This window comes from Flavobacterium johnsoniae UW101 (assembly GCF_000016645.1).
GTDB lineage: Bacteria > Bacteroidota > Bacteroidia > Flavobacteriales > Flavobacteriaceae > Flavobacterium > Flavobacterium johnsoniae.
This window is the reverse complement of record NC_009441.1, coordinates 508,471-528,356: the sequence shown is the minus strand read 5'-3', so window position 1 is coordinate 528,356 and position 19,886 is coordinate 508,471. Positions and strand designations below refer to the sequence as shown.

At 33.2% G+C, this 19,886-nt stretch carries 19 protein-coding genes; 10 read left to right on the top strand and 9 right to left on the bottom strand.

The window, feature by feature from the left end; all coding sequences use genetic code 11:
* The first annotated feature begins 71 nt into the window (after nt 1-71).
* Nucleotides 72-2,459: a penicillin acylase family protein gene (locus FJOH_RS02650; RefSeq protein WP_012022593.1), complete on the top strand. Its 2,388-nt coding sequence runs from the start codon at nt 72-74 to the stop codon at nt 2,457-2,459.
* 158 nt (nt 2,460-2,617) lie between these two features.
* Here the strand turns inward: FJOH_RS02650 and FJOH_RS02645 are convergent, their stop codons facing one another.
* The 6 genes from FJOH_RS02645 to FJOH_RS02620 form a co-directional block, all read right to left on the bottom strand.
* On the bottom strand, nt 2,618-3,067 hold the full coding sequence (locus tag FJOH_RS02645; protein ID WP_012022592.1) for a hypothetical protein: 450 nt from the start codon (nt 3,065-3,067) through the stop codon (nt 2,618-2,620).
* A gap of 148 nt (nt 3,068-3,215) precedes the next feature.
* Nucleotides 3,216-4,679, bottom strand: coding sequence for a serine hydrolase domain-containing protein (locus FJOH_RS02640; protein ID WP_012022591.1), 1,464 nt, complete (start codon nt 4,677-4,679; stop codon nt 3,216-3,218).
* Between the two features lie 226 nt (nt 4,680-4,905).
* Nucleotides 4,906-5,382, bottom strand: coding sequence for a nuclear transport factor 2 family protein (locus FJOH_RS02635; RefSeq protein ID WP_012022590.1), 477 nt, complete (start codon nt 5,380-5,382; stop codon nt 4,906-4,908).
* A 28-nt stretch (nt 5,383-5,410) separates the two neighbouring features.
* Complete coding sequence (locus tag FJOH_RS02630; RefSeq protein WP_012022589.1) at nt 5,411-6,919, bottom strand: serine hydrolase; 1,509 nt, start codon at nt 6,917-6,919, stop codon at nt 5,411-5,413.
* A gap of 76 nt (nt 6,920-6,995) precedes the next feature.
* On the bottom strand, nt 6,996-7,787 hold the full coding sequence (locus FJOH_RS02625; protein WP_012022588.1) for a helix-turn-helix domain-containing protein: 792 nt from the start codon (nt 7,785-7,787) through the stop codon (nt 6,996-6,998).
* A gap of 74 nt (nt 7,788-7,861) precedes the next feature.
* Entirely contained in the window at nt 7,862-8,455 is a 594-nt protein-coding gene (locus tag FJOH_RS02620) for a GNAT family N-acetyltransferase (RefSeq protein WP_012022587.1), read from the bottom strand.
* Between the two features lie 223 nt (nt 8,456-8,678).
* Between FJOH_RS02620 and FJOH_RS02615 the strand changes: the two genes are divergently transcribed.
* On the top strand, nt 8,679-10,019 hold the full coding sequence (locus FJOH_RS02615; RefSeq protein WP_012022586.1) for an FAD-dependent oxidoreductase: 1,341 nt from the start codon (nt 8,679-8,681) through the stop codon (nt 10,017-10,019).
* 71 nt (nt 10,020-10,090) lie between these two features.
* On the opposite strand, the gene FJOH_RS02610 is transcribed toward FJOH_RS02615, so the two are convergent.
* The gene (locus FJOH_RS02610; RefSeq protein ID WP_012022585.1) at nt 10,091-11,608 is read right to left on the bottom strand and encodes a helicase HerA-like domain-containing protein; all 1,518 of its coding nucleotides are present in this window, start codon (nt 11,606-11,608) and stop codon (nt 10,091-10,093) included.
* Nucleotides 11,609-11,987: 379 nt separating this feature from the next.
* Between FJOH_RS02610 and FJOH_RS02605 the strand changes: the two genes are divergently transcribed.
* The 8 genes from FJOH_RS02605 to FJOH_RS02570 all read left to right on the top strand — a co-directional run bounded on the left by FJOH_RS02605 (nt 11,988) and on the right by FJOH_RS02570 (nt 18,483).
* Nucleotides 11,988-12,812: a MotA/TolQ/ExbB proton channel family protein gene (locus FJOH_RS02605; RefSeq protein WP_012022584.1), complete on the top strand. Its 825-nt coding sequence runs from the start codon at nt 11,988-11,990 to the stop codon at nt 12,810-12,812.
* Between the two features lie 55 nt (nt 12,813-12,867).
* Nucleotides 12,868-13,494, top strand: a complete 627-nt coding sequence (locus FJOH_RS02600) for an ExbD/TolR family protein (protein WP_012022583.1) — start codon at nt 12,868-12,870, stop codon at nt 13,492-13,494.
* A 19-nt stretch (nt 13,495-13,513) separates the two neighbouring features.
* Entirely contained in the window at nt 13,514-14,068 is a 555-nt protein-coding gene (locus FJOH_RS02595; RefSeq protein WP_012022582.1) for an ExbD/TolR family protein, read from the top strand.
* A 36-nt stretch (nt 14,069-14,104) separates the two neighbouring features.
* On the top strand, nt 14,105-14,908 hold the full coding sequence (locus tag FJOH_RS02590; RefSeq protein WP_012022581.1) for an energy transducer TonB: 804 nt from the start codon (nt 14,105-14,107) through the stop codon (nt 14,906-14,908).
* Nucleotides 14,908-15,135, top strand: a complete 228-nt coding sequence (locus tag FJOH_RS02585) for a hypothetical protein (protein ID WP_044047430.1) — start codon at nt 14,908-14,910, stop codon at nt 15,133-15,135. The genes FJOH_RS02590 and FJOH_RS02585 overlap by 1 nt, the downstream gene beginning before the upstream one ends.
* A 2-nt stretch (nt 15,136-15,137) precedes the next feature.
* Nucleotides 15,138-16,061, top strand: coding sequence for a PstS family phosphate ABC transporter substrate-binding protein (locus tag FJOH_RS02580; RefSeq protein ID WP_012022580.1), 924 nt, complete (start codon nt 15,138-15,140; stop codon nt 16,059-16,061).
* A gap of 16 nt (nt 16,062-16,077) precedes the next feature.
* Nucleotides 16,078-17,748 (top strand): tetratricopeptide repeat protein, encoded by a 1,671-nt coding sequence (locus FJOH_RS02575; protein ID WP_012022579.1) that lies wholly within the window; start codon nt 16,078-16,080, stop codon nt 17,746-17,748.
* A 102-nt stretch (nt 17,749-17,850) separates the two neighbouring features.
* Nucleotides 17,851-18,483: a 7-carboxy-7-deazaguanine synthase QueE gene (locus tag FJOH_RS02570; RefSeq protein WP_012022578.1), complete on the top strand. Its 633-nt coding sequence runs from the start codon at nt 17,851-17,853 to the stop codon at nt 18,481-18,483.
* An 82-nt stretch (nt 18,484-18,565) separates the two neighbouring features.
* On the opposite strand, the gene FJOH_RS02565 is transcribed toward FJOH_RS02570, so the two are convergent.
* Nucleotides 18,566-19,111: a YfiT family bacillithiol transferase gene (locus FJOH_RS02565; RefSeq protein ID WP_012022577.1), complete on the bottom strand. Its 546-nt coding sequence runs from the start codon at nt 19,109-19,111 to the stop codon at nt 18,566-18,568.
* A 14-nt stretch (nt 19,112-19,125) separates the two neighbouring features.
* Nucleotides 19,126-19,833: a class I SAM-dependent methyltransferase gene (locus tag FJOH_RS02560; RefSeq protein WP_012022576.1), complete on the bottom strand. Its 708-nt coding sequence runs from the start codon at nt 19,831-19,833 to the stop codon at nt 19,126-19,128.
* Between the last annotated feature and the right edge of the window lie 53 nt (nt 19,834-19,886).

Sequence of the window (19,886 nt, the reverse complement as noted above, 5' to 3'; positions counted from 1 at the left end):
AATGATTTTTACATTATTCTTCTTTTTGGTTACATCATTTTATAAACCTTATTGTTTTTATTTTTCAAAATATGAGAAGATTTAAAAAATTTCTGCTGGTTTTATTAGTACTTATAGTTGTTCTTGCAATTGCTTTATTTGCTTACATTTTTCATTTGAAACCCAAATATGAAGGCGAATTGCAGCTGAAAAATCTCGAAAAAGAAACCACAGTTTATTTTGACGAATATGGAGTTCCTCATATTTATGCTGACTCTGAAAAAGATGCCATGACTGCGCTTGGATATGTTCATGCGCAGGAAAGATTATGGCAGATGGAACTGCTTCGCAGGATTGCTCCGGGAAAATTGTCTGAAATCTTTGGTTCTGTAGCTCTTAAAAATGATAAGTTTTTTGCGGGAATTGGCATCGAAGAAGCTTCGGCGAAAGCCATTGCCAAATTAGATAAAAACAGCGAAAGTTATAAATTGACACAAGCGTATCTGGATGGAATTAATCAATATTTAGAAGAAGGAACTACGCCAATTGAGTTCACTTTAGTTGGGGTAAAAAAAGAAAAATTCACTATAAAAGACGTTTACAATATCTTTGGTTATATGTCTTTTAGTTTTGCAATGGCTCAAAAAACTGATCCTTTATTAACCGATATCAAAAATAAATACGGTGTTGAATATTTGAAAGATTTGGGTATTGAAGGAGAATTTAATACAACTCAAATTAAAAGTTCAAAAGAGAATATTGAAGATTATGCGGCTGTTTCAAAATCGATTACGGCTTTGTTAGACAAATCGCCAATTCCGCCATTTATAGGAAGCAACAGCTGGGTTGCGGGGCCGCACAAAACAAAAAGCGGAAAAGTAATTTTTGCCAACGATCCTCACATTGGTTTTTCTCAGCCTGCCACTTGGTATGAAGCCCATATTGTAACACCAAAACATGAATTATACGGTTGTTATCTGGCAGGAACTCCGTTTCCGTTATTGGCGCACAATCGTGATTATGCTTATGGGCTAACGATGTTTGAAAATGATGATATCGATTTTTATCAGGAAAAAAATAAAACCGGAGATTCAAACCAATATCAAACGCCGGAAGGTTTTGCAAAATATGAAATCAGAAAAAAAACGATTAAAATAAAAGATACTTCTGATGTTGTTCTAACGGTTAAATCAAGCCGACATGGACCAATTATGAATGATTTATTAGATAGATTAGATCGTAAAAATCCAATTGCAATGTTATGGACATACACAAATCAGCCAATTCAAATTCTGGATGCTGCTTATGGGCTTTCGCATGCTAAAAATAGAGATGAGTTTAAGAAATCGATTAGTTTGATTGCCGCGCCGGGATTGAATGTTATGTATGGTGATGCTAAAGGAAATGTTGGCTGGTGGGCAAGCGGAAAATTGTACAAACACGATAAAGGCGTAAATACTCATTTAATTTTAGACGGTTCCAGCGGTAAGGATGATATTAAGGAATATTTGGATTTTTCTAAAAATCCATCGGCTGAAAATCCAGAATGGGGATATGTATATTCTGCAAATAATCAGCCTGAGGCGATTGATGGTTTTTTATATCCGGGATATTATCTGCCGGAAGATCGAGCGAAAAGAATTTCTGGATTGATGGATGCAAAATCTGATTGGGATAAAGAAGCGTTCAGCAAAATGATTTATGATAATACATCTGATGTTTCAGTTGAGACGGTTCAGAACTTAATTTTAAACATTGATCTTAATGCTCTTTCTGCATCAGAAAAAGAAGCGGTGAATGTTTTAAAATCATGGAAAGGAACAAATAATCTTGAAGATGTCGCGCCAACGATTTACAATAAATGGGTTTATTTGTATTTAAAAAATACTTTTGAAGACGAGATGGGAGAGGATAACTTTAATATGTTTTTAGGCGTTTCTGTTGGAAAACAAGTTGTCGCTAACCAGATTAAAAATGAAAATTCGGTTTGGTGGGATAATATCAAAACAAAAAATGTAAAAGAAACCAGAAAAGATATAGTTTCAAAATCATTTCACGAAGCAGTTTCAGATCTTCAAAAACAATTAGGAAACACAATTGCCGATTGGAAATGGGGCGAAGTTCATACCGTAGAACACGAACATCCGTTAGGAAAAGTCGCAGCACTTCGCGGCTTATTTAACGTTGGACCTTTTGCTTCGCCAGGTTCAAATGAAGTAATCAATAATTTGTTTTTTGGTTTTACCAATGAAGGAAAGTATTATGTAAAAGGCGGACCATCAACCAGAAGAATTGTCGATTTCTCTGATGTTGAAAACAGCTGGAGTATTCTGCCAACCGGACAATCTGGAAATCCGTTCAGTAAACATTACAGCGATCAGGCAGAAATGTACAACACCGGGAAATTCAGAAAAATGAAATTGAATAAAGATGAAATTATAAAAACGTCCACGAAACTTGTTTTGAAACCAAAAATGTAGTTTAAGGTTTAAAATTTCAAGTTCTTTACTAATAATCTTTGTCAAAGTTTTAAACTTTGACAAAGATTATTAGTAACTAAAAATGAAACCTTTGTCCCTTTGTTCCTTTGTTCCTTTGAACCTAACTCAGAACCTTAGCATCTTAGCCCCTTAGAACCTTATTTAGAAACATATTTCCCTTTAACAATATCACTTGCAAAAATCTTCAGATTATTGATAAGTACTTTATTGTTAGTCATTACATTGATGGTTTGGTAGGCAGGGTCTTTTTCGTAGGCGTTTAATAAAGTTTCCAGTTCTACTTCATCAAATACGACAAAGCTATTGTAGATGGCATCTTTAAAATTTTTATAATTAACACTTTGGATAATTTCCATAGATTTTTGCTCATTCCAGCCTTCTTTAGCAGACGCTTCATTTATTTTAGATAAACAGAAATCAATTACATAAGTTTTATAATGTACAGCTTCAACAATTTTGTCTATAATAATTTTGTTTTGCTGTGAAGGCATTGCAACATCAGTATAATTAGTTTGCGATACGCTTTTAGAAGAAATGAGCAAGCAGAATAATACAGCCAGGAAGCTGTACTTTTTAGAATTTTTCATAGGTTAAATTGTTTTTTTGGGTACGGCTAAAATAGTATTTTTAAAAATAAATTATCAAATTTGAATGTTAGAAATTGTAACAAAAAACTCGGCAGAAACAGCTTTAAGGCTGTTTCTGCCGAGTTCATTTTTATAAAGTATATTTAGTTTACTTTGTTTTGCTTTTTGAAAGTTCTTCTAATACTTTTTTACCGCCTTCGTTTGTAGGATCCAATTCAACAGATTTAGAGTAGTTTGCAATAGCTAGTTTTTTATCGCCGTCGGCTAAATAAGCTTCGCCTAAACTATCGTATACATTTCCGGATTTTGGAAAAGCTTCTACGTTGATTTTAAAAACTTCGATAGCTTCTTTCTTTTTTCCTGTTTGCAGTAATTGATATCCAACTCGGTTCATATCGCCTTCTTTAATAGCATACGTTGGATCGTTTTTCAATTTTTTATAAGTATCTAAGCCCGCTGCAGTTCCTTTTGTATCAAAAACGTCTAATAAATCAAGTGCTAATGATTTTTTAGGCTGATTAAAAGGCTGACTGTATAGAATATTGCGGATTGCGTTGTTCATCTCGCCTAAGACTGTTCCGCCGGTATTGTTTAATAAAACCACTAAAATTTTATCAGCAGGAATACGCGAAATGATCGTGTTGAATCCGTTAATACCGCCGCCATGTTCGATTACTTTAATTTTGCTTTTTTCTCCAATATTAATTTCTTTAACAGACCATCCATAGCCATAAGATTCTTCTCCCCATGATTTTATGTAAGGCTTAAATAAAGATTCCATTGATTTTTCTGAAAGCAGTTTATTGGTATAAAGCGCCTGATCCCAAATATATAAATCTTCTACGGTAGAGTATAAAGAACCTGCCGCATACGGAATACTCATATCGATGTATGATGCGTTACTAAAATTTTTCCCTTCTTTTTCATAACCCGCAGCTCTGTTTTTTAAAATTACATCGCTGTGATCGTAGCCGGAATTAACCATTTTTAAAGGAGTAAGAATAGTTTCCTGTAAATATTGTTCGTACGTTTTACCCGTTATTTTTTCGATAATATACCCAAGTAAAAAGTAACCTGAATTGCTGTAATTAAATTTTTCGCCAGGTTTGAATTCAAGAGGAAGTTTGTCAAACGTTTTTACAAAATCAGCAGGCGTATACGGATTTTTTGCTTTGTCTCTTAAAAAGTTTGGAGCACTTGTATAATTCGGAATTCCTGAAGTATGAGTCAGCAGATTATGAATCGTTATTTTATCGCCGTTTTCTTTTGGATAATCCGGTAAATAAGTTGTAATAGGAACATCAAGTTTAAGCTTTCCCTCTTCTGCAAGTTTTACAATTAAAAGCGCAGTAAATTGTTTACTGATAGAACCTAATCTAAATTTTGTATCGGGCTGGTTGGGAATATTCCATTCCATATTTGCCAGACCAAAACCTTTTTTTAAGATTACTTTTCCATTTTCTGCTACCAAGGCAGAACCATTAAATTGTCCGTATTCGTTATATTTGGCTAAAAGCTGTTCAATTTGCTGCGCTTTGTTTTGGGCAAAAATACCTGCAGTAAAAAGAAAAAGCATTAAGCAGAGTGCAATTGGTTTGATTGATTGTTTCATGATGAATGATTATGGTTAAATTAATGAATGATTCGTTTTCTTGATTGATGATTGAAACTTTGTAATTGATAGATATTCAGTAAGTTGAATCGAAATTACGATTTTTTATTCTGAATTAAATCTATGCTGTTAAAAAGTTAGACGATTGATTTGGTTTTTGGTTTCACCAATATTCATTTTTTTTCATTTTATTTTCAATCAAGACGAATTTGAGCATAAACCAAAGCTACTTTTTATAAGGTCTATGCTCGTAACTAACAATTCGTTTTAATTTCCATTCATTTTCTTTTCTTTCCCAGATATGAATAAATTTTCCCGTTCCTTCTGGTATGCCATTACTATAAAAAGTATGTTCACCCACTTGTACTGCGCCAAAATCTCCTAACTTATCAATTACGCAGGAGTTTAATTTTCTGGTTAGTTTTTCTGGTCTTGCACATTTTGCTTCTAGTGATTTTATTTCATTTGCCTTCGATATATTTAATCCCGAACGATCGTCATAAAACTCAACATCATCGGCTATTATTTTTTTAAAAGCGCCTGCATCACATTGATTAAAGGCTACATCAAAAAGCAGGCTGTCCATTTTGATGATTTCAGATTTTAAAAGGTTCAGTTTTAGAACTTCACTATTAGTCTGCGCTATTGTTTCTCTTTTTAAGAACAACATAAAAAGAACGAGTATGTTAATCATATTTGACATAGCTGTGTTTTTTAAGGTTTGCTGCTTGTTACTTTGTTTCAATATCAACTATCTTTTGTCCATTTTCTCCCAGATAATGCACTACGATATTTTCGTAAACTTTATAACCGTCATCCACGTTGGTAAATATTACAAGACCTTGTTTGGTTTTTGGAAGTAAAACAAAAATAGTCTGTACACCTTTATCTGCACCGCCGTGAGATAAAGCATAATTCTCATTTCCTAAATCATAAATTTCAAAGCCTAAACCAAAATATTTATTTTTTTTAGTTGAGACCTGATGAGATTTCATGTCGTCAAAAACTTTTTTACTTAAGTTGTCACCGTTTAAAACACTGCACAAAAATTTGCTGTAATCTTCAACAGTCGTTAATAAATCATCGGCAGCGTTTACTGTTTTGTTTTTTGTCGGCTCATAAGGATTTCCTTTATTGTCGAAACCATCTGCATATCTCGAAAGATCGATTTTATCATTCCATATCAATTGAGAATCGTTCATTTTTAAAGGTTCAAAAATTAATTCTGAAGCCAACTGGTCTAACGTTTTATGGAATTTTTTCTCTAATGCTTTTCGCAGATATTCATAACCTTCACCAGAATATTGGTATTGCGTTCCCGGTTTAAATTTGAAATCTAATTTCTTAGAATCGTTAAAAGATCTCCAATTTGGAAAACCCGTTTGATGGCTCAAAACAATTCTGGTAGTCAGTAGTTTTAAATACGGATCTTTTGCAATATCCGGATCGATCCAGTATTTATAAAGTGGTTCGTCTAAATCCCATTTTCCGGCACTTACCAGTTTTAAAACCGTTATGGCAGTTACAGGTTTTGTCAGTGAAGCAACATTCCAAATCGTATTGTATGGAGCAGAAACACCTTTTTTAAGTTCACCAAAAACCTTTACCTGTTTCAGTTTTCCATCTGCGATAATTCCAATTCCTAAAGCCGGAACATTGTTTTCTTTTAGCCATTTCTCAGTTTCCTGATCGTTATCAAAAAGATTTGATTTTCCTGCCGTAGAACTTGTTATTTCGTGGTTGTAGCTTAATGACCGAGCCAGTTTCCAGTCTTTATTTTTTAACAGCCAAAGATGCGTGAATTTGGCAAAACTTCCGGGCTGTTCCGTATTATCAGCAGTACTTTCATAAAAACGATGCGTTCCCATTTGGATCGCGCCGTATAAAATACCATTTTTATACAACGGATAAATTTCGGTGCTTCCGTCAATTAATTCTCTGCGATAATTGTACTTTCTTGTCGGAGAACAGATTCCGTTTTTCAATGTTTTTAAGAATCTTGCTTTGTCAGAGACACTGTCTTTGTCGTGATAAAATTCAAAATCTTTAGTGTAAAGATTTTCAAATTGCTTTATATCGCAGGTATTGAAGCCAATATCAAAAAGAAGGCTGTCTTTTGACATAATAGTTTTGTACAAAGACGAGTTTTTAGCTTCCTGAGAAAATCCGGATTGGATTTGAAAAAATAAAATTCCAACTAAAAAAACTTTTAGTTGAAAAAAAGATGGATTGATTTTCATTTGTAAATGATTGATGATTGATGATCGTGCAAAAGTAATCCAATCAAAATTTACAAAATTGTACAAATGCGAAATCTTATCTTTTAAGTGAGAGAAAATACGAATCAGGATCGAATGTTTTCGGTGTAGTTTTCATCACATCTTTGAATTTTTTTATAAAATGCGACTGATCAAAGTATTTATTGTAAAGCGCAACATCGGTTAATTTTAGCTTTTCTAAATCAGCATTCACCATTTGATCGACCGCTTTTCTGAATTTTAAAATCTGAATGTATTTTTTAATTGTCAATCCGGTTGCTGTTTTAAATTTAATTTGAAGCAGTCTTTGGGATAATTTTAAATTCTTGCTGATGTCTGCAACCGAAATTTCTTCTTGATTTTTAATGATCTCACAGATTTTTTCGATTGTGTTTTTCTCTGAATGTAAATCTGATAATTCTTCAAAATAAACATTTATTGTTTGTAATAAACGTTCAATGTCTGAATCAATTTGAAGATTAAAAGGCAGTTCTTCAGGATTAATTTTGATAATTGAATCTGTAAAATTGCTTAAATCGTATTTTGGAAACATCGAAAGTGTCCAGGTATGAAACTGAATTATAGTGACTTTGGTTTTCGGCTCAATATTAACCAAAACTTTATTGGTCATTTGTGAACAAAAATAAACACCTTCGTTCATTTCATATTTGTTTTTACTCGTATGAACTTCTATCGCTTTTCCAGTTACAATCGCTAGATTGAAACAGCCGTTAGGTAAAACGAGTTTATTTTCGATCAGGCTTTCGCCGATGCTGTTATCCAGACACCATATTTTATTGATGAACCTTTCAGTTTTTTGAGTTACGTAATGTTCTAAGTATAGGTTCATTTTATGTTTTGTATATATGGTATTTTAAAATCTTAAATCTAGACTAAAATAAGATTTTTTCTATTACCATATATTTAAATAAATTCCCCAAAATAATCTCGTTTTGTATTCTGCCATTCTTCCAGAATAATACTACAATAAACATCGTCTTTGCTGTTTCCTTCAGAATCAACATAATTGTTTCTAAATAAACCTTCTTTTAAAGCGCCCAAGTTCTCAATGGCACGTTGTGATCTTAAGTTTTCAAGATCAGCACTGAATTGTATTCTTTTAAATTGAATGTTTTCAAAACCAAAATTTAATAACTCATATTTACAGGCTTTGTTTAAACCAGTTCCCTGAAAATCTTTTCCGTACCAAGTCCAGCCAATTTCACATTTTTGGCTTGCATGATTTAAATATCCATAACGTGTGCTTCCGGCAACTCGGTTTACAGCTTTATCAATAATAAGAAATGGATAACAAATTCCGTTTGCTTTTTGCTGCAGCGTATTTTGAATATAATTTTCGAAATCCTGATCGTTTCGAACATACATTCCCATATATTTCCAGATTTCATCATCAAAAATAATATCCTTAAGTTCAATGTTTCTTTCATTTTCAAAAGGGATTAATAGTGCTCTTTCGTTTTCTATAATGATTTCGGATTGTAAGATTTCGCTGTTCATAATTTTGATGTATATATTAAGGTAAAACCTAAAGCGAAATTAATTGTTTAAAATCCTTAAATAAATCAAATAAAATAACATTTTGTTATATTTGTAAATTAACTGTGAATCCTAACAAATTTGAAAACGGTTGTGAACAGCCAGGAGTAAATAATTTACTTATTTTAAAGCTTATCTATAATTATTACTTATTTTTACGATCTTATATATTAGATTTTCCTTGATGCAAACTTCACTAAAAATTGCTGTCGTTGGTTCTGGTCTTGTAGGATCGCTGCTGGCAATTTATCTTAAAAAAGCAGGTCACACCGTTCATGTTTATGATCGCAGTCCTGATATTCGAAAAATAAATTTTTCAGGCCGTTCTATTAATCTGGCAATGTCAAACCGAGGCTGGAAGGCTCTCGATGGCGTTGGTGTTGGAGATGCAGTTCGGGAAATTGCAATTCCTATGGATAAACGCGCCATTCATTTGGTCGATAAACTTAATTTTCAGAATTACGGACAGGAAGGCGAGTCGATTTATTCTATTTCCAGAGGAACACTAAATCGCAAAATGATTGATTTAGCCGAAAATGCCGGAGCCGAATTTTATTTTGAGCAAAAAATATGGGATGTAACCCTTAGTGATGCAACTCTGCACATTGGCGAAAGCGAAAGAGGCGAGTGGGAAGAACGAAAATACGATATGGTTTTTGGAGCCGATGGAGCTTTTTCGAGAATCCGCCACAGAATGCAGCGCCAAAGCATGTTTAATTATTCTCAGGAATTTTTAAATATGGGATATAAAGAATTGAATATCCCCGCAAATGCAGATAGAACACATAAATTAGACAAAAACTCTTTCCATATTTGGCCGAGAGGCGAGTACATGTTAATTGCACTTCCTAATCTTGACGGAAGTTTTACTTGTACTTTATTTATGCCTTTTGAGGGTGAAAATTCTTTTGAATCACTTACCGATCGTAAAATGGTAGAGGATTTCTTTGAGAAAAACTTCCCGGATTCGATTGAAGTAATTCCAGAACTGGCAAATGATTTCTTTAAAAATCCAACGAGTACTTTGGTAACCATGAAATGTTTTCCGTGGACTTATGAAGATAAAATTGCCTTGATTGGAGATGCCTGTCATGCTATTGTTCCGTTTTACGGCCAGGGAATGAATGCAGGTTTTGAAGATATTACGGTTTTAAACGAAATGATTGAGAAATTTGGAGACGACTGGAAAAAAATCTTCACAGAATATCAAATTTCACGCAAACCAAACGCTGATGCCATTGCCGAACTTTCATATAGAAATTTCATGGAAATGAGTACCAAAACGGCAGATGAAAAATTCTTGCTGCAAAAGAAAATTGAAAAAGTATTCTCAGATAAACATCCAGATAAATGGATTCCGCTTTACAGTCGTGTTACCTTTAGCGACCGCCCATATGCCGAAGCTTTGGCGATTGGGGATTTCCAAAACGGAATTATGGAAGAAGTTTTAAAACTGGATAACATAGAAAACATCTGGAACACACCAGAAGTTGAAAATAAAATTCTGGAGTTACTTCAAAAATAAATCAATGTCAATTACAATATCAAAAATCAATTTTAAATTGACATTGATATTGTAATTGATTCTTGATGTTTTTATTTTTTAAAGATTTTCGTTAAAACCCCAAAAACGCCTCTTATAAAGGTAGCGCTTGTTACAACTTTTAAAACAGATTTGGTAACGACTTCTGTAGTACTTGGTCCAGCTTTTGAAGATTTTGCCGGCGCTTGTTCTTCTCTTTGCGCAGCCGCTTCATTAGCATCAGCTATTTTTTTATTTAGGATTTCAAAAGCACTTTCTCGGTCAATTTCTTCAACATATTTTTTTACCAGCTTCGATTTGTTGTTTATTTCATCGATTTCTGAAGGAGTTAAAATATCCATTCGACTTTGCGGCGCACGCATCATCGTAGCAACAAGCGGGGTAGGAATTCCTTTTTCGTTTAGTGCTGTAACTAATGCTTCTCCAATTCCTAAACTGGTAAGCAGTTCATCTGTTTTATAATATTGAGAAGTTGGGTAATTGTCAGCTGTTTTTTTAATTGCCTGTCTGTCATTTGCAGTAAAAGCTCTAAGTGCATGCTGAATCTTTAATCCTAATTGAGCCAAAACACCGCTCGGTACATCCATTGGATTTTGAGTTACAAAATAAATACCAACACCTTTCGAACGAATTAATTTTACAATCGTTTCAATTTGTTCCAATAGTACTTTACTGGCTTCATTAAATATTAAATGTGCTTCATCTATAAAGATTACCAATTCCGGCTGTTCAGCATCACCCTTTTCAGGCATTTTTTGATAAATCTCTGCTAAAAGACTTAACATAAAAGTTGAGAACAATTTTGGTTTGTCCTGAATATCCGTCAAGCGGATGATATTTACATAACCTTTACCATTCTCGTCGATTCTCATTAAATCATCGGTTTCAAAAGACAATTCGCCAAAAAACAAATCACCGCCCTGTTGTTCTAATTCAATAATCTTTCTTAGAATTGTTCCCGTAGTGGCAGTTGATATTTTGCCATAACTAGCCGCAATTTCTTCTTTCCCTTCTTCAGTAATATAATTAATGACTTTTTTGATGTCTTTTAAATCTAATAAAGGCATCTGCTTATCGTCACAATATTTAAAAATAACAGCAACGACTCCTGCCTGAGTATCGTTTAAATCTAAAATTCTTGAAAATAAAACCGGACCAAACTCAGAAACCGTCGCTCGCAGGCGAACTCCGTTTTGTTTGGATAATGACATTAATTCAACCGGAAATGCAGATACACTATAAGGAAGGTTTATTTTGGCGTGGCGTTCTGTAATAAAACCTTCTTCTTTTCCTTCTTTTGCAATACCGCTGAAATCACCTTTTATATCCATCATTAAAACAGGAATTCCTGCATTCGACAACTGTTCAGAAAAAACCTGAATTGTTTTGGTTTTTCCAGTTCCGGTCGCGCCCGCTATAAGACCATGACGATTTAATGTTTTTAGAGGTATTTTTACATGTGCTTCAGCTACAGCTTCTCCATCTAAAATTGCACCGCCAAGCGTTATAGAGTCGCCTTTGGCAGAATATCCATTATTAATGTCTTGAATGAAATTGTCCTTTTTATTCATGTTTTATTTGTAATTTAGATGATTATAAGAGTTTTGCTTGTATTTTTAACAAATTTGACGTGTTTTTTTTAGTAGGAAAATGCTTTTTTTGATTGAAAAATACATAAAAAATAATTTCGCAGCTTTTTAAGAACATTTCAAAGGATTGTTTGAATATTTACTAAAACGTTGTAAATTTTTTATTATTCGCCTTGATTTTTGTTTTATCACAAAAATGATGACGGCAAATTAATGAGATATTTTTTAAATTGACGTTAAATTTCCTTCAATAAAATTAAAAAAAGTTTTTTTATTTAAACTAAACGTATAAATTTGCTACCCTACAAGTTAAATATAACTAAAAAATAAAAATTATTTAAAACTATTAAAATTTAAAAAAATGGCAAACGTTAAAGTTAAAAAAGAGAGCACTTCAAATGGGGGAGGAATGATTACAGGGATCATTATTGTAGCGTGTATCTTAGTTGGGATTGTAATTTGGAAATTCGTGATGGGTTCTCCTGCTAACTTCGAGGGAGGAAATCCAGAAACTGGTCACCCAATCAACACTTTAGGAATGGTATACAAAGGAGGATTCATTGTACCTGCATTATTGGGTATGTTTTTAATGGTTGTTGTTTTTTCTATTGAAAGATTTACAGTTATCAGCAAAGCTGCTGGAAAAGCTAACCTAGACAAATTTATGACAAGCGTTCAAGGAAGTATTAAAGAAGGAAACATCGAAGCTGCTATCGCTGCATGTGACAAACAACAAGGTTCAGTTGCAAACGCAATTAAATCTGCTTTAATTAAATACCAAGACGTTAAAAAAGAAGGATTCAACAGTGAAGAAGCTTCAGAAGTAATCCACAAAGAAATTGAAGAGGCAACTTCATTAGAAATGCCAATGTTAGAGAAAAACATGACTATCATCTCTACTTTAGTATCTTTAGGTACATTAGGAGGATTATTAGGAACTGTATCTGGTATGATTAAAGCGTTTGGTGCGTTAGCTTCTGCTGGTACTCCAGATCAGGCTGCTCTTGCAACAGGTATCTCTGAGGCACTTATCAACACTGCAACAGGTATCTCTACATCTGTATTAGCGATCATCTCTTACAACTTCTTTACTGCTAAAATTGACGATTTAACTTACTCTATCGATGAGGCTGGTACTACAATCGTGAATACTTACAGAAGATTCAGAGGAAGTTTAAGACAATAATTAATTTTTGATAAATAATTAGAAATAATTATATCAAAATAAAAAATAAAAGATAATGGCTAAAATAAAAATGAAAAAGAAGTCAACGTCGACAGATATGACTGCGATGTGTGATGTTGCGTTCCTTTTGCTTACGTTCTTTATCTTGACCGCTACTGCTAAGGTGCCTGAGGCACTTCCTGTAGATATGCCTTCTTCTACTGTTCAAAGTAAATTACCAGATTCTGATTTGGCAATTATTACAATAGGTCAAGGAAAAGACGGGAAAAGTAAAGTGTTTTTTGATATCAAAGGAAGAGAGATTCGTAAAAAAACTCTTGAAGGGATGGGAGCAAAATTCGGTGTAACTTTTTCAGAACAGGATAAAGAAAAATTTGCTTTAATGGATGACTTCGGTGTGCCAATTACAAGTTTAAAGCAAATCATCGACATGAAAGCGGCTGATAGAACTAAAGCAGAACAACCTGGAATTCCAATCGATTCTTTAGATAATCAATTAAAAGAGTGGCTTTTAGTTTCAAGAAGAGCTACAATCGACCTTGATGATAAAGAATTGCAGATTGCAATAAAAGGAGATGCTAAAGAACAATATCCACAAATCAAAAAGATTATGGATATTTTACAAGATCAAAAAATCAATTCCTTTAACCTAGTTACAGGAATGAGAGGAAAAGATTTTTAATTAAAAAAAGATACACTAAATGGCTGAATTAAATACCGGCGACGGTGGTGGCGGAAAAGGTGGCAAGGTAAGAAGCAAAAAGCAAAGTTCTAAAGTCGATTTAACGGCTATGGTGGATTTGGCATTCTTATTGATCACATTCTTTATGCTAACCACATCGTTGTCAAAACCTCAATCGATGGATTTGTCATTGCCAGATAAAGATCCTAAAAACGATGAAAAACCTGTTAAGGTTGATGAGAATCGTACTATGACAGTGATGTTAGGTGAAAATAATAAACTGACTTATTATATGGGATTATTGGAGTCTCCTATTGCAGGACCAAAAGATATCTCATACGGTAAAGATGGTATCCGTAGAGAATTGCTTAAAAGAAAAAAATCTGTTTTGGAATACTCTGCTGGTTTAGGGAAACCTAAAAACGGAATTATTGTTATTATTAAGCCAACAAAAAAATCAACTTACCGTAATTTAGTTGATATGCTGGATGAAATGGCAATTACTGGAGTAGATACTTATGCAATTGTTCCTGAATTTACACCAGAGGAGACTAAATTGATAGATAAAAAATAAGACTATCTTGTTTTAACATCCTAATAATCAAGAAAAATGAAATTAGATATTATAAAAAATCAGTGGCTTGATATCGTATTCGAAGGACGTAATAAGATATATGGAGCATACGAGCTGAGAAAATCAAACGGTAAAACTACGGTAAAAGCACTTATCTTAGGTTCTATCTTTTTTAGCTTTGCTATTGCTGCTCCTCTTATTGCGAGTTATTTGCCAGATTCTACTGAAGAAGATACAAATACAGATATTAAGATTGCAACGGTAAAATTACCTCCTAAACCAAAAGAGGAAATTAAACCTAATCAACCGCCACCACCGCCGCCACCACCAAAAGTGGATCAGGTGAAGTTCGTAAAACCGGTTGTTGCTAAAGCAAACGAAGTTACCGAAGATCCTCCAAAAATTGAGGAACTTAAAGATAAGAAAGTAGGTTCTGAAACTATCAAAGGAGATCCAGATGCAGTTTTAACTGTAGATGAGCCAGTAGGTAAAGGACCAGTTTCTCAGGTAGTAGAAGAAGATAACAGTGTATATAACACAGCTGGTATCGAAGTAAAACCTGATTTCCCTGGAGGGATGGATAAATTCTACAAATTCGTAGGAAACAACTATAAAACTCCAGAAGAAGAAGGTCTTAAAGGTAAAGTTTACGTTACTTTTGTAGTTGAAAAAGACGGTTCATTAACCGACATTAAAGTTTTAAGGGATATCGGTTACGGTACAGGAGCAGAAGCAATTCGTGTTCTTAAAAAATGTCCAAAATGGACTCCCGGCGAGCAAAATGGTAAAAAAGTGAGAGTACTTTACTCTTTACCTATTACTATTCAATCTGCAGAATAATGTTAAAAGATATGCTTAATAATATTCAGAAGAAATCGCTCAAAGAGCGATTTCTTCTTGTTTTAGGAATACTGTTTTTTTTAATATATCTTGTGCTGGGTTTAATGATTATGTTTTGGGAAAAACTTCCCTTAGATATGGAACCTAAATACAGATATGCCTTTGGCGGATTGCTAATCGTTTATTCGGCAATACGTTTTTTAAGATTAATTAATGCAAAAGAATAATTATGCTAAAATATAGTAAGTTTTTAGGTTTGGTTATTTTTGTTTTTTTGTTTGCCATGTGCAACCAAAAAAGTAAGAGTGAATCTAATAAAGAAACCATTTTAAAAGGGGCATTAGATGTTACAGTTGACGAAACTGTTAAACCAATCGTTGATGATCAGGTTGCTGTTTTTGAAGGAACTTATTATAGTGCAAAAATTACAGTTATACCAAAATCTGAAGCAGAGTTAATAAATGATTTATTGAATCAGAAAGCTAAAGTGGTTGTTACAGCAAGGGATTTGACTACAGAAGAAATCGCAAGATTTGAAAAAAGTAAAATAAAACCCCGCGTTACTCCTTTTGCAAAAGATGCGATTGCTTTTATTTCAAACAAAAGCAATAATGATACATTAATTGCGTTGAAAACGGTAATTGATTTCATACAGGGTAAAAAAGATACAGGAATTAAAGGTCTTGTGTTTGATAATCCAAACTCTAGTACAGTTCGATATATGAAAGAACTGGCGAAAGTTAAAGATCTTCCAACAGAAAATGTTTTCTCTTTCAAGACAAATGATGAAGTAATTAAATTTGTTTCAGAAAATAACGGAATGATTGGTGTTGTTGGAGTTAATTGGTTGTCACAGCCGTCCCCTAATATGGTTGATGTTGTGAAGAAAATTAATGTTTTAAGTGTAAAAGGACTTAATGATGATAAATACTATAGTCCTACACAAAATGACCTTGCCGAAGTAAAATATCCTTTGGCACGTGATTTGTTTATTATAAATTGCCAAGGGTATAATGGCTTAGGAATGGGATTTGGTTCATTCATAGCCGGAGACATTGGACAGAGAATAGTTTTGAAATCGGGGTTGCTGCCAGTAAGAACGCCTGGAAGAAAACTTCAAATTAGAAACAAACTTTTAAAAGATAACGAATAAATTAATTACAATAAAGATGAATAAATTTAAAATTTTTAGTCTTGCCTTAGTTGCTACAGCCTCTGTTGCAAAAGCGCAGGATATCAAAGAAGCTAAAAAGGCAATTGATGCTGAGCAATTTCAAAAAGCAAAGTCGTTGCTTAAATCAATCATCAAAGCAAAACCATCTGATGGAGAAGCTAATTTTGTTTTAGGAAACGTATATTTAAATCAAAGCGTTGTTGATTCTGCTAAGATTTATTTTTTAAATGGAATAGAAGCATCTGACAAGAAAAACTTAAACTACATTGGTTTAGGCCAGTTAGATCTAGATAATAAAAATGTTGCTGGAGCTCAGGCTAATTTTGCTTTGGCTACAAAAGACATAAAGCGTAAAGATGTAGATGAATTCATTTACATTGGAAAAGCTTACATGAACTCAGTGCATCCTGATTATAACAATGCGATTGCAAGTTTAAAGAAAGCATTGGCAATTGATCCTCAAAATGCAACAGCGCTTTTAGCTATTGGAGATGCATATTACGGAGCTAACAATCAAAACGAAGCTTACAAATCTTACCGTGATGCTTTCACTGCAGATCCTACACTTTTAAGAGCAAAAATGCAATTAGGAGTTTTATTAAAAGGAGCAAAATCGTATGATGAAGCTATTAAAGCTTTCAATGAAGTAATTGCCTTAAACGCTAGTTATGGTCCAGTTTACAGAGAATTAGCTGAAACATACTACAAATGGGGAAGAAACAAACCTTCTACAGCTAAAGTTAACTTGCAAAATGCAATTACAAACTACGAAAAATACTTGAGCTTAACAGATTATTCTTTAGATTCTAAAATGCGTCACGCAGATTTCTTAATCTTGGTTAAAGATTACAAAAGCTTAGAAACTGTAGCAAACAAAATGATTGCTGAAGATAAAGTAAATCCTAGAATTTTCAGATATTTAGGATATGCTGCTTACGAAAACGGAAATGTTGATGTAGCTATTAAATCTCTTGAAGATTATATCAAAAATCCTTCTAACAAAGTGATCGGAAGTGATTATATGTATTTAGGACTTGCTAAAATCAAAAAAGGAACTAATGCTGAAGGAGCAGTAGATCAGGCTTCATTTGATGCAGGTATTGCTAATATTAAAAAAGCTGTTGAATTAGAGCCATTAGTAGTTGAAGAACTTGGAGATTATGGTAAAGAATTATTCGGTAAAAAGCAATGGGCACAAGCGGCGGCTATTTATGAATTAAGTTCGTCTAATTCAGAATCAAAAAACTATTTGACTGATAATGTTTACTACGGTATCTCTCTTTATTATGCCAATTTAGATAAAAAAGCGACTACGCCAGAAGTAGCAGCTGATTTAGCTAAAGCAGATGCTGCTTTCGACAGAGTTTTAGTAGCTTCTCCTTCTTATGATGAAGCTTACCTTTACAAAGGACGAATAGGTAACTTATTAGAGAAAGAAGACCAGATTGTTAAAAACTACGAAACGTACGTTGCTAACATTACAGCTAAAGGTGCTGAAGAATTAGCAAAACCAGCTACAGTTAAGAAAATAGTTGAAGCATACAATAGTATTGGTGCTAGTTATGCAAATACTGATAAAGCTAAAGCAATTGAATATTTTAATAAAACTTTAGTTTTAGATCCAACAAATGCTTACGCTTCTCAATCTGTGAAAGCTTTAAAATAATATAGTTTTAAACTCATTTATATGAAACCGATAGTTCTCTTTGAACTATCGGTTTTTTTGTTACGTATTTAATTGACTATCTTTGCACATTAAATTAAAATAATGTTACCAAAAGAAATACAATTAGAAGTAAATAAAGGAGCGATGCTGCCTTTGATGGAGGAATTTTATACCATTCAGGGTGAAGGTTTTCATACCGGAACTGCTGCTTACTTCATTAGAATTGGAGGCTGCGATGTGGGGTGTCATTGGTGTGATGTGAAAGAAAGCTGGAATGCAGAACTGCACCCGCCGACTAATATCGATATAATTGTAAATAATGCTTCAAGTTATGCTAATACAGTTGTAGTTACCGGTGGGGAACCGCTTACATGGGATATGACTTTGTTAACACAGCAGTTAAAAGATAAAAACTTAAAAGTTCATATTGAAACCTCCGGGGCTTATCCATTATCTGGAACCTGGGACTGGATTTGTCTTTCACCAAAGAAAAATAAACTTCCAACACCTGATGTCTACGCTAATGCGCATGAATTAAAAGTGATTATCTATAATAAGCATGATTTTATTTTTGCCGAAGAACAAGCAGAGCTGGTAAATGATAATGCTATTTTATTCCTTCAGCCGGAATGGAGTAAAAAAGAAGAAATGACGCCGCTGATTGTAGATTATGTTATGAATAATCCTAAATGGAGAGTTTCTCTTCAAACTCATAAATATCTAAACATTCCTTAAATCATATAAAAAAACTCTCCATGTCTTGGAGAGTTTTTTTTATGTAAAAAATATACATTGTATAAAAAAGAAACATTTTAGGTTATTTCCAGTTTTTGTGTTTTTTTAAATTGGTGATGTGTGCTAAATGATGATTTCCGTGCCACGCATACATACCGATAATTTGTTTGATTCGGTATTCGGAATTATTTTCAGGATGAATAAATGATTTTTCAAGATCATTTTCTGATAGATTTTTCATTATATAAGATAATCTAAAATGTAATCCTTCCAGTAAACTCAATGTTGGAGCAATTGGCATCGATAAACTATCAGGCATTTCAGACCACAATTTTTCATCATAAGGTTTTATAATCGGATTATTTTCGGTTAAAGCCCATTTTAATCTAATGTAACAATTCATATGGCTTTCGGCGCAATGATGAATTACTTGACGTACTGTCCAGCCATCAGGACGATATGGAGTATCTAATTGTTCCTCGTTTAGATCAAATGTCTCATTTCTTAATTTTTCAGGAAGAGCCGCTATTTCTCTGATTTTATCTGAAATATATTCAGACGAATATTCATTAGGAGCATTAAACTTTCCTATTGGATATTTTAATTTTTCTAAATCTAGATTTTCCATGATTTTAATTTGTGTTAAATTGAAAGTTTAGCCAGATAATCATAATGTTCACCTTCCATAATAAGCTCACATTTCAATCCATTTGCTATGGCCGCATTTTGAAGTGTATTATAATCGAGGTATAACCAGTCAAAAGTTTCTTCTTTTTCACCTTTATAAGATATGGTAAAAGTAAGTTCTCCATAATATTCTGTTTCTGATGGAATCCATTTTCCGCCGTCTTCATCTTCATCAAACATATAGATAATATCAGAGCTGTCAATTAAAATCTGTCCGCTTGGATTTAGAAGCGATTTCAATTTTGATAAATACTTGTTACAGTTTTCTAATTTCCCAAAAATTCCAGTTCCGTTCATTAATAAAAGAATCGTGTCAAATTTTTCGCCTTCAAAATCTAATACATTTTGAACCTGAGTATTTTTTAAACCACGAAGCCTGCAGGTTTCAATTGCTTTTTCAGAAATATCAATTGAAACAACATCTAAATTACGGTCGTTTTGCAATGATAAACTATGGCTTCCGGCACCGCAGCCAACGTCTAAAATTTTCCCTGTGGCTAATTGTAGAGCTTTTTGTTCGATTTTTGGCATTTCATCATATGAGCGGAATAAATATTCGACACTCATTTCATCTTCTTCAGAAATTGAAGTTTCGGTAATAATATCTTCTGGAGAATTATTAGTTTGGAAATCATACATTGCTTTCCCAAAAAGATCTTTCATCGTAATTTAGTTCAAAGTTTAAGGTTTCAAGTTTAAAGTTGTTTAATTTTGCA